The sequence below is a fragment of the Winogradskyella marina genome (assembly GCF_015645385.1).
Classification (GTDB): domain Bacteria; phylum Bacteroidota; class Bacteroidia; order Flavobacteriales; family Flavobacteriaceae; genus Winogradskyella; species Winogradskyella marina.
The window spans coordinates 39,876-64,672 of record NZ_JADOET010000008.1 but is presented as its reverse complement, the minus strand read 5'-3'; the positions used below and the strand labels follow the sequence as shown (position 1 = coordinate 64,672).

At 33.1% G+C, this 24,797-nt stretch carries 22 protein-coding genes; 14 read left to right on the top strand and 8 right to left on the bottom strand.

The features are described 5' to 3' along the window. Window positions 1–17 precede the first annotated feature (17 nt). From ITJ86_RS10540 to ITJ86_RS10515, 6 genes are all read left to right on the top strand, one after another. Complete coding sequence (locus ITJ86_RS10540) at window positions 18–800, top strand: hypothetical protein (RefSeq protein ID WP_195871606.1); 783 nt, start codon at window positions 18–20, stop codon at window positions 798–800. A gap of 47 nt (window positions 801–847) precedes the next feature. Next, on the top strand, window positions 848–1,351 hold the full coding sequence (locus ITJ86_RS10535; protein WP_195871605.1) for a GbsR/MarR family transcriptional regulator: 504 nt from the start codon (window positions 848–850) through the stop codon (window positions 1,349–1,351). Window positions 1,352–1,618: 267 nt separating this feature from the next. Beyond that, window positions 1,619–2,512: a fatty acid desaturase gene (locus ITJ86_RS10530; protein WP_195871604.1), complete on the top strand. Its 894-nt coding sequence runs from the start codon at window positions 1,619–1,621 to the stop codon at window positions 2,510–2,512. 19 nt (window positions 2,513–2,531) lie between these two features. After that, the gene (locus ITJ86_RS10525) at window positions 2,532–3,413 is read left to right on the top strand and encodes a methyltransferase domain-containing protein (protein ID WP_195871603.1); all 882 of its coding nucleotides are present in this window, start codon (window positions 2,532–2,534) and stop codon (window positions 3,411–3,413) included. Between the two features lie 80 nt (window positions 3,414–3,493). Continuing rightward, on the top strand, window positions 3,494–4,051 hold the full coding sequence (locus tag ITJ86_RS10520; protein ID WP_195871602.1) for a sigma-70 family RNA polymerase sigma factor: 558 nt from the start codon (window positions 3,494–3,496) through the stop codon (window positions 4,049–4,051). Window positions 4,052–4,080: 29 nt separating this feature from the next. After that, complete coding sequence (locus tag ITJ86_RS10515; protein ID WP_195871601.1) at window positions 4,081–4,344, top strand: hypothetical protein; 264 nt, start codon at window positions 4,081–4,083, stop codon at window positions 4,342–4,344. On the opposite strand, the gene ITJ86_RS10510 is transcribed toward ITJ86_RS10515, so the two are convergent. Beyond that, window positions 4,321–5,157, bottom strand: a complete 837-nt coding sequence (locus tag ITJ86_RS10510; RefSeq protein WP_195871600.1) for a UbiA prenyltransferase family protein — start codon at window positions 5,155–5,157, stop codon at window positions 4,321–4,323. The two genes, ITJ86_RS10515 and ITJ86_RS10510, sit on opposite strands and share 24 nt — an antisense overlap. Before the next feature lie 119 nt (window positions 5,158–5,276). Between ITJ86_RS10510 and gcvP the strand changes: the two genes are divergently transcribed. From gcvP to ITJ86_RS10490, 4 genes are all read left to right on the top strand, one after another. After that, window positions 5,277–8,126, top strand: coding sequence for an aminomethyl-transferring glycine dehydrogenase (gcvP, locus tag ITJ86_RS10505; RefSeq protein WP_195871599.1), 2,850 nt, complete (start codon window positions 5,277–5,279; stop codon window positions 8,124–8,126). Between the two features lie 174 nt (window positions 8,127–8,300). After that, the gene (locus tag ITJ86_RS10500; protein WP_195871598.1) at window positions 8,301–9,359 is read left to right on the top strand and encodes a 3-oxoacyl-ACP synthase III family protein; all 1,059 of its coding nucleotides are present in this window, start codon (window positions 8,301–8,303) and stop codon (window positions 9,357–9,359) included. A 30-nt stretch (window positions 9,360–9,389) separates the two neighbouring features. Then, window positions 9,390–9,926 carry a class I SAM-dependent methyltransferase gene (locus ITJ86_RS10495; protein WP_195871597.1) on the top strand — a complete coding sequence of 179 codons (537 nt, stop codon included), beginning with the start codon at window positions 9,390–9,392 and terminating at the stop codon, window positions 9,924–9,926. 73 nt (window positions 9,927–9,999) lie between these two features. Beyond that, a complete protein-coding gene (locus tag ITJ86_RS10490; RefSeq protein ID WP_195871596.1) occupies window positions 10,000–10,851 on the top strand; it encodes a glycosyltransferase family 2 protein in 852 nt (283 codons plus the stop codon). Window positions 10,852–10,921: 70 nt separating this feature from the next. On the opposite strand, the gene ITJ86_RS10485 is transcribed toward ITJ86_RS10490, so the two are convergent. Together ITJ86_RS10485 and pafA are read right to left on the bottom strand one after the other, a co-directional pair. Beyond that, a complete protein-coding gene (locus ITJ86_RS10485) occupies window positions 10,922–11,728 on the bottom strand; it encodes a DNA/RNA non-specific endonuclease (RefSeq protein ID WP_195871595.1) in 807 nt (268 codons plus the stop codon). A 9-nt stretch (window positions 11,729–11,737) separates the two neighbouring features. Further along, window positions 11,738–13,405, bottom strand: coding sequence for an alkaline phosphatase PafA (pafA, locus tag ITJ86_RS10480; protein ID WP_195871594.1), 1,668 nt, complete (start codon window positions 13,403–13,405; stop codon window positions 11,738–11,740). Between the two features lie 99 nt (window positions 13,406–13,504). Between pafA and ITJ86_RS10475 the strand changes: the two genes are divergently transcribed. Continuing rightward, complete coding sequence (locus tag ITJ86_RS10475) at window positions 13,505–14,254, top strand: MlaE family ABC transporter permease (RefSeq protein WP_195871593.1); 750 nt, start codon at window positions 13,505–13,507, stop codon at window positions 14,252–14,254. A 2-nt stretch (window positions 14,255–14,256) separates the two neighbouring features. Further along, on the top strand, window positions 14,257–15,024 hold the full coding sequence (locus ITJ86_RS10470; RefSeq protein WP_195871592.1) for an ABC transporter ATP-binding protein: 768 nt from the start codon (window positions 14,257–14,259) through the stop codon (window positions 15,022–15,024). Between the two features lie 5 nt (window positions 15,025–15,029). Here the strand turns inward: ITJ86_RS10470 and ITJ86_RS10465 are convergent, their stop codons facing one another. The 4 genes from ITJ86_RS10465 to ITJ86_RS10450 all read right to left on the bottom strand — a co-directional run bounded on the left by ITJ86_RS10465 (window position 15,030) and on the right by ITJ86_RS10450 (window position 19,162). Continuing rightward, window positions 15,030–16,529, bottom strand: a complete 1,500-nt coding sequence (locus tag ITJ86_RS10465) for a DUF389 domain-containing protein (RefSeq protein WP_195871591.1) — start codon at window positions 16,527–16,529, stop codon at window positions 15,030–15,032. 95 nt (window positions 16,530–16,624) lie between these two features. Continuing rightward, window positions 16,625–17,707, bottom strand: a complete 1,083-nt coding sequence (locus ITJ86_RS10460; RefSeq protein WP_195871590.1) for a mannose-1-phosphate guanylyltransferase — start codon at window positions 17,705–17,707, stop codon at window positions 16,625–16,627. Beyond that, window positions 17,704–18,303 carry a SprT-like domain-containing protein gene (locus ITJ86_RS10455; protein WP_195871589.1) on the bottom strand — a complete coding sequence of 200 codons (600 nt, stop codon included), beginning with the start codon at window positions 18,301–18,303 and terminating at the stop codon, window positions 17,704–17,706. Before ITJ86_RS10455 ends, ITJ86_RS10460 begins: the two co-directional genes overlap by 4 nt. Before the next feature lie 22 nt (window positions 18,304–18,325). After that, window positions 18,326–19,162: a DUF4349 domain-containing protein gene (locus tag ITJ86_RS10450; protein WP_195871588.1), complete on the bottom strand. Its 837-nt coding sequence runs from the start codon at window positions 19,160–19,162 to the stop codon at window positions 18,326–18,328. 127 nt (window positions 19,163–19,289) lie between these two features. Here ITJ86_RS10450 and ITJ86_RS10445 point away from each other — a divergent pair, with 127 nt between their 5' ends. Beyond that, window positions 19,290–20,183, top strand: coding sequence for a hypothetical protein (locus tag ITJ86_RS10445; RefSeq protein WP_195871587.1), 894 nt, complete (start codon window positions 19,290–19,292; stop codon window positions 20,181–20,183). Beyond that, window positions 20,180–20,668, top strand: a complete 489-nt coding sequence (locus ITJ86_RS10440; protein WP_195871586.1) for a hypothetical protein — start codon at window positions 20,180–20,182, stop codon at window positions 20,666–20,668. Before ITJ86_RS10445 ends, ITJ86_RS10440 begins: the two co-directional genes overlap by 4 nt. Here the strand turns inward: ITJ86_RS10440 and ITJ86_RS10435 are convergent. Further along, a complete protein-coding gene (locus ITJ86_RS10435) occupies window positions 20,665–24,702 on the bottom strand; it encodes an FG-GAP-like repeat-containing protein (protein ID WP_230080276.1) in 4,038 nt (1,345 codons plus the stop codon). The two genes, ITJ86_RS10440 and ITJ86_RS10435, sit on opposite strands and share 4 nt — an antisense overlap. Window positions 24,703–24,797: the final 95 nt, after the last annotated feature.

Below are 24,797 nucleotides of genomic sequence, written 5' to 3'. Positions count from 1 at the left end.
TTATACGTTCAGTGTGTATGGGTTTACTTAAACTTATTGGGCATATCATACTAATTATTGTTTTAACAACTATGACCCAAGTTGGTGGCATCATTTGGCTACTTGCTGTTATTATTTCATACCAAACAAAAAAGGGAAAGCGTATTGTTTTCCCTTTGCTTTATCTATTATTTAACCTGGTAATCATTCCTCCTATTGCGTCTCATTTTGGCAGAGAAAAATTACCATGGTTTGGTCCTGAGTTACAACCTCGAAATTGGTTTTATCCATTAGCATTTAGAAATTATGTGAATCCAGAATTAAAATTAGAACTAGAAGATGCTGCTCATGTTTTATATAAATCTGGAATTACAATCACTTATTTAGATGCCAACTTACCTTTCTTTAATGGCTTTCCGTTATTACCGCATTTAAGTCATAATGATGGAAAAAAGATAGATATTTCATTGATGTATTTAGATGAACAAGGTCAACCTACAAACAAAAAACCGTCCACTTCTGGCTATGGTGTTTTTGCAAATACAGAGAATAGCTATAGTGCTAAATCTTGCTTAAGTAAAGGGTATTGGCAGTATGATTTCACCAAATACCTTACGTTTGGAACCTTAAATAATTTAAAACTTGATACTAAAAAAACAGCTCAATTAATAAAACAATTACTTTCAATTCCATCGTCTCAGAAGCTGTTTATAGAACCACATCTTAAGACTTCATTAGGTTTAAGTGCGCAATCTAAAATTCGATTCACGGGATGCCACGCTGTAAGACACGATGATCATATTCATTTACAAATAAAATAAACTTTCAATAATTACTGAAAGTTTAGAAATTATTATATATTTGTTGTATGGAATATCAAGAAGCAAAAGAAAAGTTTATTAGTACTTGGGGAAGTTTAGGCTCACTCTGGGGAATTAATAAAGCCATGGCACAAATACAAGCCTTGCTTTTTATTTCAACCCAACCATTATCCATGGAAGATATTATGGAAGATCTTAAAATTTCTCGTGGTAATACTAGCATGAATTTAAGGCATCTTATGGATTGGGGAATTGTAACCAAAGTTATAGTTTCGGGTGAGCGTAAAGAATTTTTCACAACAGAAAAAGACGTACAAGAATTAGCGAGAACAGTTGCAAAAGAACGTAGCCGAAGAGAAATCAGACCAGTAATTAAAGTTTTAGAAGAAGTGTCTTCTATAAAAGATGACGGCACAGAAAAATCGAAAGAACTCATTAAACAAACTAAAGCACTCAACCAGTTAACCCAAGATTTAGATACATTAATGAATAAAATGGTAAATCAGAAACAAAATTGGTTAACAAAGTCGGTTTTAAAATTGATGAAATAGCTTTAACTAAAAGTTTCATTGAAAATTAAAGATTATTAAACGGATGTTCTATGTGACATTTGAAAAGCAATAAACAAAAACACATAAAATAGCTCGTATATTTTTTTAACACAAACTTTCAATTTTTTCTGAAAGTTTTAAAACAAAAGAAACATGAAGTATTTATACGATATAAATAAATGGCTAATCATTATCACAGCACTACTCTACTTGACACTATAGTTAGCCATTATTTCAATTATCTATCACTATAAAAATTAAAATATCATGAATCATAAACTTAAAACAGAAGTCGGAAAGATTACAGTATCATGGAAAAAGTGCCTTTGGTTATACCTAATGTTTATTCCTATCCTATTCATAAACTTTTCAGCGATAACATGGAATGATGCAATATTAAATATCATACTATTGTTTCTAACTGTTGGAATAGGACATTCTGTTGGACTTCACAGAGGAGTCATTCACAAGTCATATAAATCTTCAAGGTGGTTTAAAAACGTAAGCTTATATCTTTTTGTATTAACTGGATTAGGAAGCCCAATAAGTTGGTTAAAACAACATTATTATAGAGATTATTGGCAAAACAGGACAGATTGTCCAAGGTATTTTCAGTATAAACACTCACTATTAACTGATTTTTGGTGGAATCTACATTTAGAATTTTCACCTAACAATATCAGTAGATATAATATTCCGAAAGAAGATTTAAGCGACCCATTTATTTTATGGCTGAATAAAACATGGTATGTACATTATTTTATTTTCATGTTTCTCGTGTATATTTTCTTTGGACTAAATAGTATGCTATTAGCAACATCATTAAGAACTTTAATAATTATTTTAGGACATTGGTATATTGGCTATGCTTCACATAAATACGGCTATTCAAGATATACAATACAAAATGCAGACGAAAGTGGTTTTAATGATGTATTTCTAGGACTTATTTCATTCGGTGAGGGATTTCATAATAACCATCATTCACACCCAACTTCAGCAAAATTCTCTATGAAATGGTATGAAGTAGACTTGGGTTGGGTTTTAGTATGGCTATTGTCTAAAGTGAGACTAATAAAAGACGTAAAAACACAAACAGGTAATCTAAAGCCAACAGCTCAACTTCACAAGAACTTAAACTGGAAATTTCCCATTATTTAATCTTAAAAATCTAATAGTTATGACATCACAAACACTGCCACTCAACACCCATTCTGAGAAGAATAAAATAGAAATGATAGACTTCTATAATCAAGCTTCAGAAGATTATGAATTTTGGAGTCACGATTTCAATATGCATTTTGGCTACTTTATTCCGTTTAAGACAAATCCTTTTAAACGCGATAGCATGCTCAACCAACTGAATGCTCAAGTTATAAAACGATTAAAAATTGATAACCAAAAACATCGCCTGGTAGATTTGGGTTGTGGTATGGGCGCCACAATGCGATATGCTATAAACCAACATAAAAATATAATAACTTATGGTGTTACACTTTCAGAATTTCAAGTCAAAGAAGGCAATAAACTTTTAAAAGGAAAAAACGGTATCATTCTAAAAGAAAACTACAACAACACCTCATTTCAATCCAATTCATTTGATTCTGCTCTAGCAATTGAAAGTTTTTGTCATTCAGGTCACAGCACAAAATCGTTACAAGAAGCGCATCGCATTTTAAAACCTGGCGGACAATTGGTAATTGCAGATGCCTTCTTAAAAAAAGAACAATCAGAACTTTGCAAAGGTGGCAATTACGCTTATCATCGTTTGTGCGACCATTGGAGTCTAGAAAAACTAGAAACATATTATTTTATAAAAAACCAGTTACAAGCTTTAGGTTTTAATACTATTAAAATTGAAAATGCGTCACTAAGAGTTGCACCGTCTGTTTTACATGTACCGTTTGCAATTACAGGCTTTATTCTAAAAAAGATTCTCAGTTTTAAGTCTATAAAAAGAGAAAGTTTTCATAATTTAAAGGGATCATTCTTCGCGTTATTAGCAGGTCTGCATATGAAAAGTTTTGGATATTACATTATAACTGCCACTAAAAACGAATAAAACCTAGTTCAGTTTTACAACTTTGAAGAATTATATCTCATATTTTTAAACTATTTTTGAAACAGCAATGAAATTGAACAATGCCAAAGCACAAAATAGACCCAAATAATTGGGTGAAACTTTATTCAGATTACCTTTTCAATTACACCATTACACGTGTAAGTGATAGAGAAGTTGCTCAAGATTTAATATCTGAAACTTTTTTAGCTGGACTTAAATCCATGAAGAACTTTAAAGGTGAGGCAAGCGAACGTACTTGGCTGGTTTCAATTTTAAAGCGTAAAATCATCGATCACTATCGCAAAATAAATTCTAACAAAGGTAAAGCTGAAGTTAGAATGAATTATATCAACGATACAGATTCAGAAGGAGACTGGTTAGAAGAACGCGTTGCAGATTCTAACGTAAAAACTGCTGAAGACACACTAGTCAACTCAGAATTAGGTGGTGCCATCTACGATTGTTTAGCAAAATTACCAGAAAAACAGGCCGACGTTTTTAAAATGAAAACCATTTTGGGTTACGGTACAGAAACAATTTGTAATGAATTGAATATTACTGCGTCTAATCTATGGGTAATTATACACAGAGCACGAACTGCATTAGCAGAATGCATGGAGGAAAATTGGTTTAAATAAATGATATACCGTTTACAAGGACATTACAGATGAAAAAAAGTTTTTTATTTATTAGTTGTGAAGAAGCTAAACTTATTTGTGATAAATCGCAATATGATGAAGCTACTACTTGGGAGATTGTTAAGCTACGAATCCGCCTATTTTACTGTGGTATTACTAAAACATATTCACGTAAAAATGTGAAGCTATCTGAAACTATTGAAACGTCTAAAGTACAGTGTTTAAAAGCAGAAGAACGCGACAAACTTCAATCTACCTTAGATAAAGAGCTAACTAAGCAACAACAAAACTAAGAGCCATATAATAGGTAAACTTTCTACCCAAAACGCACTATAATATTTTGATTGATTTTTGTTTGAAAAGAGCAAAAACAGCAACGAAACTCCTGTAATTATTAGTGTTGCACATATAGACTTACTTGTTAATTCACCTTTTAAAAATTCTAACGTCAAAAAAACAAATAAGAGTACAACACCAATAATTTTTGTTTTTTTGACCCCTATTTTCTGTGGTATTGTTGCCAGTTTTAAACTATCAAAATTAAGGTCTCTAATCTCAAATGGAAACATTAATACCAGAACATATAAAAACCGTTGAGTACCGGTAATTATAACATCCATATTAATTAACACATCATGATTTACTATAGGCACTATCACTGTAGTAAACATCCAAATCAGTGCAATTAGATACACTTTTAAACCACTTACTTGTCGTAAATTTTTATGATCATCAAACAAATAATGCTTCGGAACCATAATAGGAATGGCATAAAAAAAAGTGATCACTCCAAGAATAACAATGACGATTAAGGTTTCTACCTCAAGCTTCAATCCATAATAACACATGGCAAAAAAAGCTCCTAGTGAAAATAACTGAATCGCTTTTAACCAACCTGCTAAACTGCGATGATGAAACTTAACAATACCAAAATATTTCACAAAATTATATCCCGTTATTGTAGCAAAAAACACAAAACTCAATAGGTTTTGATCATGTTTTAAGTTCAACTCAATTAATGTCACCCATGCTAAAGCACAAGTGGCAATGGCAACATGAATACTACTATTAATATAAAAGTTGAAGATGCGTTTTAAAACTTCCATAACGCAAAAGTAAGTAATGTGTTAACAACCTTTAATATTGGTTAAAAACTTTAGGTATTCTTAACTAAAAAACAAGGGCAAATCCTTACTTTTGCAAAACTAAAATTAACTTTTTTTCAATGGATACGACTTCATTTGCACTCAGACATATTGGCCCAAATTCAGACCAACAACAAGCTATGTTAGACACCTTAGGTGTTAAAAATATTGAACAATTGGTAACGGAAACCATTCCAGATAATATTCGCTTAGAAAATGATTTAAACCTCGATGCTGCCTTAAGTGAGCAGGAGTACCTAAGTCATATCAACCAACTTTCAGAACACAACAAAATATACAAAACCTATATTGGTTTAGGCTATTACCCTACTAATTTACCCGCTGTAATTCAGCGTAATATTTTAGAAAATCCAGGATGGTACACCGCTTACACACCATACCAAGCTGAAATTGCTCAAGGCCGATTAGAGGCTTTATTAAATTTCCAAACCATGATTATTGATTTAACAGGAATGGAAATAGCCAATGCTTCGCTTTTAGACGAAAGTACAGCAGCTGCTGAAGCCATGGGATTATTATTCGCCGTTAGAGATCGTAGCCAGAAGAAAGCCAATGTCAATAAATTCTTTGTATCAGATTTAGTATTACCACAAACTATTGACTTACTCGAAACTAGAGCAAACCCAATTGGTATTGAATTAGTTATAGGCAATGAAACAGAATACAATTTGTCCGATGAATACTTTGGTGCTTTACTTCAGTATCCTGGAAAAAACGGACAGATTACAGATATAAAATCGTTTATAGAACAAGCTAACGCGAAAAACATCAAGGTCGCTGTTGCGGCAGATATTTTAAGTTTAGTAAAGCTTGAAGCGCCAGGAAAATTTGGAGCAGATGTGGTTATTGGTACCACACAGCGTTTCGGAATTCCGATGGGTTATGGAGGTCCTCATGCTGCATATTTTGCAACCAAAGACGCTTATAAACGTGATGTTCCTGGTCGTATAATTGGTATCACAAAAGACGTTACTGGCAATAGAGCCTTACGAATGGCATTACAAACCAGAGAGCAACACATTAAACGCGATAAGGCAACTTCAAATATCTGTACAGCGCAAGTTTTATTAGCTGTTATGGCAGGTATGTATGCCGTTTACCATGGTCCAAAAGGACTGACATTTATCGCAGATAAAGTTAAAAACTCAACCTCTACTCTAGCTGATGCATTAGAGCGTTTAGGATTAGAACAAGTTAACACCCACTATTTTGATACTATTCAAATTAAAGCGGATGCTGTAGATGTAAAATATCAAGCTGAGAAAAATGAAGTTAACTTTCATTATCCAGATACCAACACAGTAACAATATCATTAAACGAAACAACTACGATTTCAGATTTAAATGATATCATTTCAATTTTTGAAAACGTAACAGATAAAACTACAGATAAAATTGAATCCATTTCAACAAATGAAACGATTCCAAACCATTTAAAACGTCAATCCGATTTTTTAACGTTTGACGTTTTTAACACTTACCATTCTGAAACGGAATTAATGCGTTACATCAAACGATTAGAACGTAAAGATTTAGCATTAAACCATTCTATGATTTCGCTTGGTTCTTGTACCATGAAATTAAATGCTGCGGCAGAGATGTTGCCATTAAGTTGGCCAAGTTGGGGAAATATGCACCCTTTTGTACCAACAGAACAAGCAACAGGTTATAAGTTAATGTTAAACGCATTAGAAAATCAACTATCTGAAATTACTGGTTTTGCAGCAACATCACTGCAACCAAATTCTGGTGCTCAGGGTGAGTTTGCCGGTTTAATGGTGATTAAAGCATATCATGAATCGCGTGGAGATCATCACAGAAATATATGTTTAATTCCATCGTCTGCACACGGAACAAATCCTGCAAGTGCTGTTATGGCTGGCATGAAAGTGGTTGTAACTAAAGCGTCAGAAAATGGAAATATTGATGTTGAAGATTTAAGAGAAAAAGCAGAGTTACATGCTGACAATCTTTCTGCTATTATGGTAACATATCCATCTACACATGGAGTTTATGAAGCTTCTATTAAGGAAATCACTAAGATTATTCATGATAATGGTGGTCAAGTTTATATGGATGGAGCTAACATGAATGCGCAAGTAGGCTTAACCAATCCTGGAAATATTGGTGCAGATGTATGTCACTTAAATTTACATAAAACGTTTGCTATTCCTCATGGAGGTGGTGGACCAGGAGTTGGACCAATTTGTGTTGCCAAACAACTCGTTCCATTTTTACCTGGCAACCCAATTATAAAAACAGGAGGTCATCAAGCGATTACTGCTATTTCTGGAGCACCTTTCGGCTCTTCTTTAGTATGTCTAATTTCTTATGGTTATATAAAAATGTTAGGTTATAGAGGTTTGAAAAAAGCAACACAAGTCGCCATTTTAAATGCCAACTATATTAAGGAACGCTTAAAAGGATCGTACCCAACATTATATTCTGGTGAAATGGGAAGAGCTGCTCACGAAATGATTATTGATTGTCGTGATTTTAAAGCCAAGGGTATTGAAGTTACAGATATTGCGAAACGTTTAATGGATTATGGTTTTCATGCACCAACGGTTTCATTTCCGGTTGCAGGAACCATGATGATTGAACCTACTGAAAGTGAAAGTAAAGCTGAAATGGATCGTTTTTGTGATGCTATGATTTCAATTCGAAAAGAAATTGATGCAACGTCTAAAGACGAACCAAATAATATGTTGAAAAATGCACCTCATACGTTGAGTATGCTAACGTCTGATGAATGGTCATTACCTTACAGTAGAGAAGCGGCAGCATATCCTTTAAGTTACGTTAGGGACAATAAGTTTTGGCCAAGCGTAAGACGAGTAGATGACGCTTATGGTGACCGAAATTTAGTTTGTAGTTGCGAACCTATTGAAGCTTATATGGACGCATAGTTTAAATACATAATCATTAAAAAAGAGTATTCAAATTGAATACTCTTTTTTTGTTGTTTTATAAATTATAGAGACCGATAATTATGAATTCTTTAAAAATTATTGCTTTAGAACTGTAATTTATAGAAAATTCTATAATATTAATTAGCTTCGTAACTCTGAATACAATTAGTAATGGCAATAAAAATAACAGGAACTGGAAGTTATATTCCAAGTAATATTGAAAAAAACGAAGACTTTTATAATCATCAATTTGTAAATGCCGACGGCTCTACTATTAATAGCCCAAACGAAGTTATTGTTGAAAAATTTAAAGCTATTACAGGAATACAGGAACGTCGTTATATTGAGGACGATTTATTAAATTCTGACATCGCATTCTTTGCCGCTCAAAAAGCTATAGATGACGCAAAAATTGATAAAGAAAGTTTAGATTATATCATTGTAGCTCATAATTATGGTGATGTAAAACACAATGCAGAGCAAAGCGATACTGTGCCAAGTATTGCATCTAGAGTGAAGCATTTATTGCAGATTAAAAATCCAAAATGCGTGGGTTACGATTTGCTATTTGGTTGTCCTGGCTGGATCGAAGGCGTTATACAAGCCAAAGCATTTATTGCTTCAGGTGTTGCTAAACGTTGCTTGGTTATTGGTAGTGAAACCTTATCGCGCGTTATTGACAAACACGATAGAGACTCTATGATTTATAGTGATGGTGCTGGTGCGGTAATTGTAGAAGATACTGATGAAGAAGGTGGAATTTTAGGTCATGATTCTGCAACTTACGCCTTAGACGAAGCCCATTTTATCTACTTTGGAGAAACCAATAATCCTGAAATTACAGATAAACGTAGATACATTAAAATGTATGGTCGTAAAATCTATGAATTTGCGCTTTCTAATGTTCCAAAAGCATTAAAATCTTGTCTTGATGATAGTGGAGTTTCAATAAAAGATATTAAAAAAATACTGATCCATCAGGCGAATGAAAAAATGGATGATGCCATTGTAAAACGTTTTTACAAACTGCAAAACATGGAAATGCCAGAAGGTATCATGCCAATGACCATTAACCGACTTGGTAATTCTAGTGTTGCCACGGTGCCAACTTTATTAGATTTAATCTTAAAAGGTAAATTAGAAAACCAAAACATTAATAAAGGTGATATTATTTTGTTTGCTAGTGTTGGTGCTGGCATGAATATTAATGCTATTATTTATCAGTATTAATTTGTGACCACAATTATTGTGAAAGTAAACATGTACGAAAAAACATATCCTAATAAACGATTTCAACTGACGCTTCAGTTTTTAAAAAAGCACATTAACACCTCAGAATCAATCTTAGATTTAGGTGTAAAAAATCCGTTTTCAGAGATTATGATTTCTGAAGGTTTTACGGTTGAAAACACATCTGGAGAAGATTTAGACGAAGATCAATCGGCAATTCAAGAGTCTCCTGCTAAAGTTGTAACCGCTTTTGAAATATTTGAACATCTTTTATCGCCTTATGAAGTTTTAAAATCAATTAATGCGGATAAGTTAGTGATTAGTGTTCCTCTTAAATTATGGTTTGCTTCGGCTTACAGAAGTAAAACTGATATGCGAGACAGACATTACCATGAGTTTGAAGATTGGCAACTCGATTGGCTTTTAGAAAAAACAGGATGGACAATTAAAGACCGTCAAAAATGGACCAACCCAGTAAATAAACTTGGAATTAGACCCATTTTGAGACGTTTCACGCCAAGATACTATATTGTTTATGCTGAAAAGCAAGAAAACTCCAACTCATAAATTTCAAATTCCAATTCTTCACCATAGAATTTGCAGTATTAAAGTTTAACTTTGAATTTTAAAACTTGAACTTTTGAACTTCCACATTATCATTCCAGCGCATAACGAAGAAGCTTACATTGGTAAAACTTTAGCTTCTTTAGTTAAGCAAACGTTGTTACCAAAAACAGTGGTTGTGGTGAATGATAATTCTTCAGACCATACTGAACATATTTGTGACGATTATGCTTCAAAATATGAATGGATTTCTGTTATAAACGCAACATCTTCAAACCAACATTTACCAGGTTCAAAAATTATTCAAGCGTTTAATAAAGGTTTAGAGTCCCTTGATGATAACTATGATATCATTTGTAAGTTTGATGCCGATTTAATTTTTCCTGAACATTATTTAGAAACATTAGCATCTCATTTCAATACTAATAAACAATTAGGAATGGCTTCTGGCTTCTGCTATATTGAAAAAAACAACACATGGATTCTTGAAAACCTAACCAACAAAGACCATATTAGAGGTGCACTAAAATCTTACAGAAAAGATTGTTTTAAGCAAATAGGCGAACTAAAACCATCGATGGGTTGGGATACCGTTGATGAGTTATTGGCCAAGTATCATGGCTGGGACATTCTAACTGACGAGTCACTTCATGTAAAACATTTGAAACCCACAGGACAATCCTATAATAAAGCGTCTAAATACCTACAAGGTGAAGCCATGTATAAAATGCGTTACGGCTTTTGGATTACTTTAATTTCGGCTTTAAAATTGGCTTATAAAAAAGGAAAATTTAGGTTGTTTAGAGATTATATGTCTGGTTATTTTAGAGCGAAATCTAATAAAACTGACTTTTTGGTTTCAAAAGATGAAGGAAAGTTTATACGTGATTTGCGTTGGAAAGGAATCTTCAATAAATTCCAAAAATAACATTACAACTTCCAATTCTTCCCGATGTCTTTGTTTACCGATTTTGAAATTCCTGTGTTCGCAGGAATTGTTAAAAACTCCAGCTTTTGTAGCTGCTAGAAGCCTCCAACCTGTTTTCAATACTATCCTCTAATTCTGGGAAGAAATCAATGCCAGTTAAAGTTTCTACCTCATCAACAGAAACTACAAATTTATATAATGGTAAATCAGATTTTTTATGATCCATTAAAAACGCTAGCATCTTAATTTTTCCATTAGTATTATCTAAAATCACTTTATAAAATTGATTAGGAACTGAAACACTTTCATCACCTATACCTTTCAAGTTATCTTCTAAAACACCTCCTGTTACGACAAAAACACCATCATTCTTTTTAGCCCAATAGCGAACTTTTTGTTCTAATCGATTCCATACTCCAGCATTAAATTGGTGTTCTTGCGGACTAATATTGCTAGTTAAAAAGGTTTCGTCATGTGCTGATTTGGTAAATCGTCTATCAGCAGCAGGACACAAATGACCTCTATCGTAACCTGAGTTTTTGTAATTGCGCCAATGTGCAGCACCTGTTTTTACAGCCTTATCAATTTCAAAATAGGGTCTTTTATGGTTAGTATAACTTAAATGCGACGCTTTTAATTCATAAGCCACCCATTCCGCTTGTTCATGAGGTTCACTATACGATAACGAGTAATTTTGATGATAGATAACTTGATTTGTAGTACTTGTCGGCAGAAAGTACTCGTTAGTATTCTCTTTTACAGTTTTACCATCTTTTACTATTTCTGCCTTTTCTTCAACATCTAAAAAGTACTCATAGCTGTAAATGCCTATAACTATAATAACAGCAATTATGGTAAAAATTGGTTTTCTCTTCAAAATAAGATATTAATCAATCACAAACCCTAAAGGTTGACCAGTAGCTCCATTAGGAAAACTAATTCCCAAAAGCGCCGAAATCGTTGGTGCAATATCTGGAATTACAGTTTTATTAAATGTTTCACCATGCTTTATACCTTTTCCGAAGAATAATAATGGTACATGAGTATCGTAGTTTAAACCACTTCCATGCGTAGAACCTGTTTTACTGTATGAAATAAAAGCAGAATCATTAACTAAAATCACATCACCTGAGCGTTTTTGGTTAAATCCATTTTGTAATAAACCCTCTATTCCTATACCAAAACTTGTAGTACTCATCGTTGTTGCCGTATACACCTTAGAGATATTTTTATAACTTAAATACTCCATGGCAATAGCATCTTGAACATCACTAAGTTTTAACCCTAAGGCTTGAACTTTGTCTCTGTTTAAAAAAATCTGACCGTTGCTAATATGCTCTACGATATCTTCGGTACCATACGTTGTATTTAAAAAAGAATTAAAACGCTCTTTTCTATCAGTTCTATCAACATATCCAGCAGGTACTTTTACTGAAGCTAAATAGGAAGGTACATCAACCGCACCATGATCTGCAGTTAGAAACACAGTGTATTCTCCTTTGCCAACATTGGTATCTAAATACTGGAACAAACGCTCTAAATCTTTATCTAAACGAAGATATGTATCTTGTACTTCTTTTGAATTAACTCCAAAATTATGGCCAACATAATCCGTAGCTGAATAACTTACAGCAAGGACATCGGTTATTTGGTCTTGTCCTAAATTTTCGGCCTCGATTGCTGCCATAGCAAAATCGGTGGTTAAACTATTTCCGTAAGGTGTCGCTTTTAAAAGATCATAACCTCTATTGTCCTTACTAAGTGCTTTTAAATCGTAAGGAAATGTCGCTTTTTCTTTACCTTTAAAGCCACCTTCAAAGGTGTTTTCATCAACTCCGCTTTCGGTATAAGTAGAAATATCATAAAGTGTATTCCACTCTTTTAAATAAGATGCTGCGTTATCCGAAGCATTAAAATCTTTAACCCATTGTGGTAAATCATTCATATAAAATGAACTTGTAATCCAAGCCCCTTCACCTCTACCATGAAACCAGTATGCAGCATTTGCCGTATGACCTGCTGGTAAAATTGCACCTCTATCTTTTAAGGAAATCCCAATGGTTTTTCCTTGCATTTGTGTAAACAGTCTGTTTTCATCTGCAAAACTTGTGGTTTGCATTCTCCTTGGTGACATTTCACCTGCATCATCTTCAGTTCCAACAGACGACACACTTTGATCACCTGCACAATAAACACTTTCTTTAGTTTCTTTATCGTACCAATTATTACCTATGATACCATGAGTTTTTGGTGTTGTTCCTGTATAAACAGAGGCATGTCCTGGACCAGTATACGTTGGCACATAGTTAAAATGATTGTTTTTACAATTAAAACCTTCATTTATCATACGATTAAAACCACCATCTCCGAATTTAGACTCAAAACGTGTTAAGTAATCGTAACGCATTTGGTCAACCACAATTCCAACGACTAGTTTAGGACGATCATTGGATACTAAAACAGAAGTTTTATTTTTTATATCAGTAGTTGTATTTTGTGCACCACAAGCGGAAAACATACACAATACAACAATTAGGAAGGACATTTTTTTCATTCGGATATGAGTTTATTCTAAGTCTCAAAAATACAATATTTAAATTATCTTAGTTTAAATTAACATTAATAACTAATCATTTTTTATACTTTAGCATTAATGAAAACACCCATCACTTATCTACATAATATAGGCACGTATTTTATTATGATTAAAGATATTTTTCGCCGACCAACGAAATGGTCAGTGATGAAACCTTTAATCTTAAAAGATATTGACGACCTTATTATTGGATCGCTAGGTATTGTTGCCTTTATTTCGTTTTTTGTTGGAGGCGTTGTTGCGATACAAACATCGTTAAATATGACCAGTCCAATAATGCCCAAATACTTGGTCGGTTTTGCCACTAGACAATCCATAATTTTAGAATTTGCACCTACTTTTATTTCTATTATCATGGCAGGTAAAGTAGGATCTTTTATTACATCTAGTATTGGAACCATGCGTGTTACAGAGCAAATCGATGCACTGGAAGTAATGGGAATAAATGCTATTAATTATCTCGTTTTTCCAAAATTCATTGCCTTAACGCTTTATCCATTTGTAATTTCTATTGCAATGTTTTTAGGTATTTTAGGTGGACTCATCGCATGTGTGTACGGAGGTTACGGCACCATGGAAGACTACATAGAAGGTGTGCAATTAGATTTTATTCCGTTTCATTTTATATACGCTTTTATAAAAACCTTTGTATTTGCATTTTTATTAGCAACTATTCCTTCATATTACGGTTACTTTATGAAAGGTGGCGCTTTAGAAGTTGGTAAAGCAAGTACAACCTCTTTTGTTTGGACTAGTGTAATGATCATACTTGTCAACTTTTTACTAACCAGTTTATTACTCGGCTAATTATGATAGAAGTTAAAGACTTAAAAAAATCGTTTGGCGACACCCAAATTTTAAAAGGCATAACCACATCTTTTGAAAAAGGAAAGACCAACTTAGTTATAGGACAAAGTGGATCTGGTAAAACCGTATTCTTAAAATGTTTGCTTGGGTTGTTTGAATACGAAGGAGGCTCAATTTCTTACGAAGGCAAAAATTTCAGTAAATTAACACGAAACGAAAAAACAAACTTACGTTCAGAAATGGGTATGGTTTTTCAAGGTAGTGCTTTATTTGACTCCATGACTATTGCCGAAAATGTAATGTTTCCATTACGCATGTTTACCAAACAGAGTAAAAGTGAAATGGAAGACAGAGTTGATGAAGTTTTAAAACGTGTTAACTTAGATGATGCACATCATAAAATGCCAAGTGAAGCTTCTGGTGGAATGCAAAAACGTGTTGCCATAGCAAGAGCCATTGTTAACAGACCAAAATATTTGTTTTGTGATGAGCCCAACTCAGGTTTAGATCCAAAAACAGCCATTGTAATCGATAATCTAATTCAAGAGATTACGGATGAATTCAATATTACAACAGTGGTTAACACCCACGATATGAACTCTGTTATGGAAATCGGTGAGAAAATCGTTTTTCTAAAAAATGGTTTATTAGAATGGGAAGGTTCTAGTGAAACAATTTTCAGAACCGAAAACGAAGCCGTAACTAACTTCGTCTATTCCTCTGAATTATTCAGAAAAGTTCGTAAAATGTATCTTGAAGAAGAGCGTTAATATCTTTAATTTCTTCTAATAAATACAGTATCTACTTTTAGTTCATTCTTTAACCATTTTTGAAGTGCTCTTTCTTTAACGAAAACCGCACTATCTGGCAATGAGACTTTCCATCTTACATTAGCAACATTAGCTGTGTCTATATTTATAAAATCTTTTGACTCTAACATTTTAGCATATCCGAAATACTCTAAATCACTAAATTTAATTTTAGCATCACGAGATAACGCACTAAATGAAACTGCATTCTGATTGGTATTTTTAGATTCTATTACCTTATTTAAATTTGAGATATTAGTTTGAAGTTGTTCTATCTGTTTTTGAAGTCCATCAATTACATTATCCTTTCTATCTAAATCGGCATAAGCTCTATCTAAAGACTCAAGTATTCGGTCTGCGCTTCGTGTTTTATTCGCGTTAACAATTAATTCAAAATCTTTAATGCTCTCATAGCTTTTCTTGCTAATTTGTAATGCTGAAACCATCTCATCACTCACATCTCCATTAAAATGTAAATTGATTGTTTTAGTATCTGGATCTAAATCATTGTCTCTTTTCTGATACCAAAGATTGGGATTACTTTCTATATCATTTTTAACAAAACTATCGAAGTCTCTTTTGTATTTACTTTCCTGAAGCACAGTTAAAAACGTCCATATTGCAGGAATCATAACAACAATTGCAATGAGCATAGCAATCCTAGATGTACGTTTACGTTTTGCAGAATTAGCATATTTAAGCATTGGAAAACGCAACAGTTTTAAAACTAAGAATGTTGCTAATGCAATAAAAATGGTGTTAATCGTAAACAAATACATTGCACCACCAAAATAGGACCAATTACCTTCGGCCAAACCATAACCAGCAGTACATAAAGGTGGCATTAACGCTGTTGCGATAGCGACTCCAAATATTACTGAAGCAATGGTTCCTTTTTTAGTTCGTGCAATAATTAAGGCTAAACCTCCAAAGAAAGCGATTAAAACATCGCGAATATCTGGACGTGTTCTACCTAAAAGTTCTGAGGTTTCCGCACTCAAAGGAAACAACCAAAAGAATAAAAATGCGGTTAGTAAACTTAACACAATCATCGTTGCTAAGTTTATAAGCGACTTCTTTAAAGTATCGATATCATTAATAGCAATAGATAATCCTATGCCTAAAATAGGACCCATTAATGGTGATATTAACATGGCACCAATTACTACTGCTGTTGAGTTGGCGTTAAGTCCAACAGATGCAACAAATATTGAACAAACCAAAATCCAAGCCGTTGCACCTTTAAACGGAATATCTTGTTTAATTGCCGTTATAGTAGCATCTCTGTCTGTATCATCTCTAAAATCGAGCAACTCATTTAAAAAGGTCTTTACACTTGCAAATAAGCCTTGAGCATCTTTTTTTACAGCGTCTTTCTTTTCTTCAACAGCAGCTTCCTTATTCATTTCATTGGTAATTTGCTGCTTCTCTTCTTCAGAAAAGTTAAATTTGTTTTCGTCACTCATAGTTCTATAAAAAATTCCAAATATTAAATTCTAAAATCTAGGATTAAGAAATCAATATTAATTATTTACAATTTTAAATATCTTAGATAAAATAGTTAACCGAATTCTTCTCCAAAATTGGCTTTCACATTTTGAAGTACTTTTTTAATATCTTGTTCTTTTTCTTTAGGAAAGATAAGTAAAACTTCGTCTTTATCAACAATTATATAATCTTTTAGTCCGTCTATAACCACAAGTTTATCGCGTTTAGACCTAATCATATTTCCACTTGCATCTTCTAGCAGAGTTTTACTATTAACTATGGCATTTGCATCCTCATCCTTGTCTAATTTGTCATAAAGACTTCCCCAAGTACCAAGGTCGTTCCAATCGAAAGTTGCAGGTATCACAAAAACATTATCACTCTTTTCCATTAATGCATAATCCACCGATATGTTTTCTGCTCTTTCGTAATTATCTTTAATAAAATTATCTTCAAGTTCTGTATTATATGAGCCATACCCACTTTTGAACAATTCAAATAATTCTGGTTGATTATTCTTAAAGGCAGAAATAACAGATTTCACACTCCACATAAAAATACCAGCATTCCATAAAAAATTACCTTGACTTATAAACGACTTTGCCGTTTCATAATCTGGTTTTTCTCTAAATTGATTAACCGATTTAATTTCTGTAGTTGCCGTTTTATCATATTCTATATAACCATAGCCAGTATTTGGAAATGTTGGTGTAATTCCTAACGTCATTAAGGCATCATTAGACTCGCAATAATCGAAAGCTGTTTTTACGTTAGCAGAAAAAGCTTGCTCATCTTCAATCCAGTGATCGCTTGGAGCCACAATCATTACAGCATTTTCATTTTCCTTCTGAATTTTTAAAGAAGCATACAATATACAAGGTGCTGTATTTCGCATGGCTGGTTCTAAAACCACTTGTCGTTTGGTAACATTTGGTAATTGTTGAAACACCAAATCGTTGTAACGCTCATTTGTTAATATAAAAATATTCTCTTCCGGAATTAATTGTGCTAAACGCTGAAAGGTTTTCTGTATTAAGGTATCACCTGTACCAAGCATATCGTGAAACTGCTTCGGAAAATCTTGCGTACTTACAGGCCAAAACCGTGAACCTACTCCTCCTGCCATAAGGATGGCATAATAATTTTTATTTTTCATTCTTCTAATAATTCAACTTCTGCATTAGGGTTAAACAAATATAACTTTCCTGTTGTAACTTCAACACATTCAAACCGTTTTCTTCTTTGCTTGCCTTGTTTAAAAACGCGACCATTATACAACTTAAACTCTTTTCCAAATGGCACCTCAAAAACATAAGTTTTATCATTGGCTTCATTAAACTGTTTTAAAGCTAAAGACAATTCCGTATCTGTATCGCTCGATGCTTTTGGATTTTTAAAATGCTTTGCCAATAAGGGTAACAATTCTGAAGGAAAAATTTCAGGATGTAAAAAGGGCAACATTAAATGCTGAAAGGTTTGCTTCCACTCTTTTCCGTGTGGTTTAATTGATCTTCCGTATTTTTTATACGTTTCAAAATGTGCGATTTCGTGAATTAACGTGATTAAAAACCGATACGAATTAAGATTAGAGTTTACCGTAATCTGATGTTTTCCATTTGCCAATTCTCTATAATCACCATGACGGGTTTTACGTTCATTTTTCACTTTTACAGACAAATTATCATTTGCCAATAATTTTGCAACCAAAGGTTGAGCCGCAGCAGGAATAAAATTTAAAAGCTGTGTTTGCATTTGCACAAAAATAAGCGTTAAATTATTTTTTTACTCTTTTCTTAATTAAAATAAACACTATAATTCCTATAATCATAAACGGCCAAATGTAAACCAATCCTATAAAAAATAGTTTTAAAACCTCCCAACCAGATGTAAAACCTTCTTTTAGTTCTGCAAAAAATGTTTTCTTGTAATGCTCTGGTTCTTCTATGTATTCAACGGTTTCATATAAATCGATCTGAATGGTACTAAACGCAACTTTATTAGTCAAATATTTTAATTGTCCTTGGCTCGATTCAATTTCTTCTTGTATGTGTCGTAGTTTTTCTTCAACATCTAATAAGTCTTCGACGCTTTTAGCTTTGGTTCTTAGGATAGATTCGTAGCGTTCCTTGACTTCTAATTTAGTTTTTAATCTAGCTTCAACATCTATAAATTCTGAAGTTACATCTTTCGTCGTTATATTTTCATATTCAATAAATTCTGCGACACTGCTAATTGAATCCATAATAACATCAAAATCTCTGGCAGGCACTTTTAAAGTGAATCTGTTTTCTTTTTTGTACAGATTATTTTCGAAACGCAAATCTGAGATATACGAATTATAAGCTTGTGAAATTTGTTTTACAACCTCAGTTGCTCTTTTTACATCTTTCACCTTGTATCTTACATTTGCTGATTTTATGATTTTTAAATTTTTAAATTCCGGAAGCGGTTTGTTACTTTCTACATCGTCAGTTTCAATAGCTCCAAAGTCGGTTTCAACATCAACACTTTTTAAAGCAAAATTTTTGGACGACTCTGAACGATTACATGCGACAAATAGAATTGCCATAACACATAATTTTAATACTGTTTTTAATGATTTACGTTTCATAATGTTTTATTTTTAAGATTTAAATCAAATCTATATTGAAACGCGCGGCACCAATTGTATAGCTGTTGTAAAACAATTGTAAAACGTGTACAATACTAAAAATCATACTATTAACGCATTCTGACTTTTGGTTTCTAACGACTTACAATTATTCAATACGCTTAAAGAATTGGTTATAAAAACTTTTCTTAAGAAGCATAATGCGTCTAAATCTGTAAAAGATTGGAGTGGTAATGAGATTGTATTGTTTCAGGAAGATTTATTTGATAGTGTAAAAGCCAGAGTCAGCGAAAAATGGTTTTATACCTACTTTAAAAATGATGCTGAAAAATTGCCGAGAGTTGATATGCTTAATTTACTGAGTGCGTATGCTGGCTATAAAAATTGGTCGGATTTTAAAAACTCAAATCATGTAGCACCTAACAACAAACCTAAATCACTAAAGCTTTTTATAATATTACCTATTTTAATACTAACCCTATTGACTGCTATTTGGCTATCCAACAGAAGCCACAACTATTCAATTTGTTTTATTGATGATATAAAAGGACAACCTATAAATTCTATACGTTTGGATATAAAAATCCTGAATACAGACGAAACGCCAACATACTTAAAATCTAATTCTAATGGCTGTTTTAATTACTCAACCAATGCGGACTATATAAAATTTGTAGTGCAATCTCCATATCATAAAACTGATACTATTGTAAAATCTATTAAAAATATAGATCATGGTAATGTAAAATTAAACACAGATGATTATGCTTTAATGTTAGATTATTACTCTAACAATAACATTATAGACTGGAAAGCACACAGAGTAAATCTTGAAAAGATATTCTCTAATGATGCTTTAATTTATCAAGTTTATCCAAATAATATAGGTATTGAATTATTTACGAAGAATGAATTTATTAATAAGTTAACCACACCAACCAAGAGCTTGAAACAGATGAAAATCCTTAGCAAAACGTATGCTGATGGTAAAATTGTGAAACTTAAATTTATAATAGAATGAAACGTTATATAACACTTTTAGTTCTAATATTATGTAGTTGCAACAACGTCTCTAATGATAAGTCCATTCCACATTCTGAAATGGATGATTTAGAAAACAATGCTGAAAGTACTTTGGATATTGAAAAACCAAACTTCACTGAATTGCATATTATTGAAGAAAAATTACAAGACACTTATGACCTGATTTATTTATCTGAAAAGAATTCAAATTTTGAAACAACTAAACTATCTAGTTCAATAATTATTCAAAATTTAAATAGCTTAGACCATCATGGGTCACCTTTTATAACTGATTTACATCAAATTGGAAACACCGAAACTGTAAATGATTCGATATCACATATTAGATTTAGTTATATTTTAAAACAAGGAAATTCAGAACAATTAGACACCCTAAAAGCCATCATAAAAAAACAAAACATCACGATTGAAGGTCAAACAAAAACAGCCCTAAAAATTGATTTTGAAAATCGCGACGATTAATTGTTAACTACAATCATTTTAGAATACGCATTTACCTTCAACAAATAAACACCTGCTTCTGTTGCTGTTAACTTTATAGTTGTGGTGTTTGTATAGGCATTAAAACTTCTATCTTGTAGTTGAATTTGTCGTCCACGCATATCAAATACCGCAATAACATCATCTGTTTTTGTATTTGAAATATAAAGCTCACTGTTTGTCGTAGGATTAGGGTAAACATTGATTTCTTTAGAAAACTCTGAAATACTCAGCACATCACCTTCAAAATAAGGCACTGCAAAACTAAACGACTCTTCCGCTACAACCTGACCTACAAACCTACCAGGAATATCATCTGCTGGAGGATGGATTCCTCCCCAAATTCGACTTAAACTGGTCTGGTCTGATGCATCTCTATACGTTGCCCATTGTAAAACCACATCTTGTGATGGTCCTTCTTCAAACACCAAAAACTCATTCTTCTTTGCTACAAATTCAGCCATACCTCCTGGGAAAAATTCATCTCCAGTTATCATTGTCATTAGTTCCGCGGCTGCACGAGAATAAGTGGAATGACCAGAAACAAAACCTGCAAAAGGTGGTGTTACAAATGTAGGCCTTTGGTAAGGGTACCAATCTTCAGCTAAAATCCAACCAACTCCAGCCTGATCTGTTTCAGTGTTACTTATATAGTCGTGGCCTTTCCAAGTATATAACTTTATCTTTCCTATATGCTGATTAGATAATCCAGCCAATGGATCTCCTTCTTCAACTATTTCTATGTAACCATCAATCAATTCAATTCCTGAAACACTATAATTATCTAGTGATGGATCTGTACTTTGCCCTTGTTCTGCCATATATCGAAGTGCTGATATTGGTCTAATATAATCATACCATCCTTTTATACTCCACGCCGAAATGGCAGCATCGTGCATACCTCCACCAAGTACAAAATAAGATTTTACATCCCATTCTAACGGGTTTAGAATGTCATCTTCACCCTGAAAACGCTTTTCAAAATGTGGATGATCACTCACATAATTCAACAATGTAAACCAATGACCTGGTGGAGTTTCAGAATCTGGTCCGTCTGCCCAAAATTCTGCTAAAACTCGAGTATAATCTCCACGAGGTACCATATTAGATTCGTACGGATTGCCTGTAAATGGATTTATTGCATGTCCTGTACTATTTGCTCCACCATCAATAAAATTATAGTAATCTGAATAATCTTCATAATTTGTTGGATAGGTATTAATATCTGTATTTCCTATAGATTTTGGTGAAATATCCCACATTACGTTATCACTAGGATCCAAATGCGCTTGCCAAACAGATACCATAGAGAATCCCCATTTATATGCTTCACTTTCTGAAGTGTTTTCTGTTGTGCTTATATATGGTGGATGTGATGGGTCATGATACACATTATATATGTCGCCATCTCTATCATATGTAATTTTATCTTCATCGGTTAAAGCAAAAGAAGCTACATTTCCCCATTCTGGGCTTAAAAACGGAGGCACACTACCATCGATAATATTCCCACTTTGATCAATATAAGTCTCTAAGCTTAAAGGCTCCCATCTATTTGGATCGTTAATTGGAGGGTGAGACGATAAATCTAATGCATAAGGTGCATTTACAGGTTCATAATAAGCATTATTATACCCTGAAGCCTCTCTTGCTCCATCTTGCAGACCATAATCTATTAACGTTTGCGCAACAAAATTACCTAAAGCTGCTGCTCTCCCATTTTCATACAGCATGGATGTATATGTCATATTATAACCCAATTTATCCATTATCAAATCGAATCTCGCTTGGGTAACTTCAAGATTTGGAGAATTTTGAAAACGATGAGATAGTAAGCGGTACATCGCAAAACTTATAGCAATTTTTTGAGATTCTTCTTTACTTTCTGCTGGAATAAAATCGTCTAATGTACTGCTAAATCCATGTACTGTATTTCCTATTAAGTAAGGCGCAGCAACATCGTCATAAATGGCCCAAATATCATACATCGCAACGCTAGTATGAAATAAGTTTCTAGCATGAATAGTTGGTCTCGCATAATCCCGTCTAATAGCTTCGAGCAATGCTTCATTCCATAAACGCGCAATGGATATATCTTCAGGAAGATTATCGACACCCAAACTAACTTCAACCGACGATTGTAAACTAGTACATTGTTCACTAATTTCTGTAACTGATATAGAACCCGATTCTTCTATATGCCATTTTACTGTAATCGTATCGGTGCCTTGCCCACTCAATATGTCTCCACCTACAACTGACCAGTTTGCAGTAGATTCATTTCCTATGTTATAACTATAGGTTTCAGTGGCTAAAAAAGACGAAGATAAATTACCACTAATAGTATCTGGTGCTAAATAAGTACAAGAATCATCACTTAATGTTGCTTCCGGATTATAATTACAAGACAATGGATCTGTACACCCATAAGTTTTCTGACTCGGAATAATATTCATCACTTCATAACCTTGACCTTCGGTTGCCTTTATTGTCGTATTTGCGTTTAAATTGAGGTAAGTCTCTTCTAAACCAGAAGGCCATTTTATTTCTAATGAAAGAATACTAGTTGCTTCACCTAAACCAAAATGTACGGGTTGTAAACTCTGAGATAAAAAGCCAACACCAGAATTATATCGTTTTAAAATTCCATTTTCTGTAGTGATCGTAACTATTGTTCCAATAGCATCACTATTTGACGTTGTGCCTTCTAATTTAACTTTAAAAAAATGTAGGTCAGGATTAGTAATATCAAAATTTAATGTTTTGTTTTCATATAAAATCGATGGTCTATCACTATTAGTAACAAATAAATCGATATCACCATCGTTATCATAATCCCAATCAATGGCTTCAACACTAATAGTTACTTCATCTAATCTTAGTTCTGATGACACATCTTGAAACTTATCTTGTCCTTGATCATAAAGACTTCTAAAGTAGTAATTTGACTCTGCAGATCTGTTGCCAAAATCATAGCCATTAACGATAAATAAATCCTCATCGCCATCTAAATCAAAATCAGAAAATCGTGCTCCCCAAGACCATCCAGTATTAACCAAATCTAATTGACTTGCTATTTCAATAAACGTATTATCACCATTATTATGCAAAAATAAATTTTGGTCTATTGCTGTTATAAAAATATCAAAACTACCATCACCATTATAGTCACTTATAGTAATTCCCATATCATCCTCCATCGTATTAACACCGTATGATGAAGCTTCATTTAAGAAAGAATCACCATTAGAATTAATATATAAGTAGTTCGGTTTCCCAAGGTCATTTGACACCAGCAAATCCATAAAACCATCTTCATTAAAATCAAAAGGTAATGCTGTAAAGCTTGGACGACCAATACTCGTAAAAAGACCCGTTGAAACAGTGACATCTGTAAACGTTTCATCTCCATTGTTTTTATAAAGTTGATTACTTCCGCATCCGTTCCAGTCATTAATATAAATATCTAAAAATCCATCATTATTATAATCAAACCAAGTTGCACCAGTATATCTGCAAAGGTTAGTAGGCAAAAAACCGGCTGCTTCCGTTATATCTATAAACGTGCCGTCTCCTGCGTTTTTCCATAATTGCACTTTTAATGAATTAGTTAAGAATAAATCTGGAAACCCATCATTATTAAAATCCCCCCAAAATGCTCCACTTTTATTTCCGTCTAGACCAAAATACTCACTGCCTCCTTCATCTTGTGACAATAAGTTAACTAAGCCTGAAATTTCTGTAACATCGGTAAACGTACCATCATTGTTATTTTGAAACAAACGACTTAATGTTTTAGGGTTATTGGGGTCGTCCTTAGCCTTTGCCACAACAAAAATATCCAAATCGTTATCTCCGTCATAGTCTGCAACGGCCACTCCGTTATTCTCTTGAAGCACACCTAAACCTACAGTGTACTCTACTCGATTAAACACTTGCGCAGCGCTATTTTGAAGCATAAAAATCAATAAAAAAACACCGTATAAATGCTTTTGGTTTTGTAGTTTTTTAATCATCCTCGATTTTTTTTTATAAATATATCAATTAACGTTAACATTTCCTTAACTTTTTATATAATAACAAGTTGCATCATGTTTTATGGGCTAGAGAT

Coding starts and splice junctions, on each gene's coding strand:
- ITJ86_RS10540 (WP_195871606.1), top strand. CDS start 18: ATGGGTTTACTTAAACTTATTGGGCATATCATACTAATTATTGTTTTA.
- ITJ86_RS10535 (WP_195871605.1), top strand. CDS start 848: ATGGAATATCAAGAAGCAAAAGAAAAGTTTATTAGTACTTGGGGAAGT.
- ITJ86_RS10530 (WP_195871604.1), top strand. CDS start 1,619: ATGAATCATAAACTTAAAACAGAAGTCGGAAAGATTACAGTATCATGG.
- ITJ86_RS10525 (WP_195871603.1), top strand. CDS start 2,532: ATGACATCACAAACACTGCCACTCAACACCCATTCTGAGAAGAATAAA.
- ITJ86_RS10520 (WP_195871602.1), top strand. CDS start 3,494: ATGCCAAAGCACAAAATAGACCCAAATAATTGGGTGAAACTTTATTCA.
- ITJ86_RS10515 (WP_195871601.1), top strand. CDS start 4,081: ATGAAAAAAAGTTTTTTATTTATTAGTTGTGAAGAAGCTAAACTTATT.
- ITJ86_RS10510 (WP_195871600.1), bottom strand. CDS start 5,157: ATGGAAGTTTTAAAACGCATCTTCAACTTTTATATTAATAGTAGTATT.
- gcvP (WP_195871599.1), top strand. CDS start 5,277: ATGGATACGACTTCATTTGCACTCAGACATATTGGCCCAAATTCAGAC.
- ITJ86_RS10500 (WP_195871598.1), top strand. CDS start 8,301: ATGGCAATAAAAATAACAGGAACTGGAAGTTATATTCCAAGTAATATT.
- ITJ86_RS10495 (WP_195871597.1), top strand. CDS start 9,390: ATGTACGAAAAAACATATCCTAATAAACGATTTCAACTGACGCTTCAG.
- pafA (WP_195871594.1), bottom strand. CDS start 13,405: ATGAAAAAAATGTCCTTCCTAATTGTTGTATTGTGTATGTTTTCCGCT.
- ITJ86_RS10475 (WP_195871593.1), top strand. CDS start 13,505: ATGAAAACACCCATCACTTATCTACATAATATAGGCACGTATTTTATT.
- ITJ86_RS10470 (WP_195871592.1), top strand. CDS start 14,257: ATGATAGAAGTTAAAGACTTAAAAAAATCGTTTGGCGACACCCAAATT.
- ITJ86_RS10465 (WP_195871591.1), bottom strand. CDS start 16,529: ATGAGTGACGAAAACAAATTTAACTTTTCTGAAGAAGAGAAGCAGCAA.
- ITJ86_RS10460 (WP_195871590.1), bottom strand. CDS start 17,707: ATGAAAAATAAAAATTATTATGCCATCCTTATGGCAGGAGGAGTAGGT.
- ITJ86_RS10455 (WP_195871589.1), bottom strand. CDS start 18,303: ATGCAAACACAGCTTTTAAATTTTATTCCTGCTGCGGCTCAACCTTTG.
- ITJ86_RS10450 (WP_195871588.1), bottom strand. CDS start 19,162: ATGAAACGTAAATCATTAAAAACAGTATTAAAATTATGTGTTATGGCA.
- ITJ86_RS10440 (WP_195871586.1), top strand. CDS start 20,180: ATGAAACGTTATATAACACTTTTAGTTCTAATATTATGTAGTTGCAAC.
- ITJ86_RS10435 (WP_230080276.1), bottom strand. CDS start 24,702: ATGATTAAAAAACTACAAAACCAAAAGCATTTATACGGTGTTTTTTTA.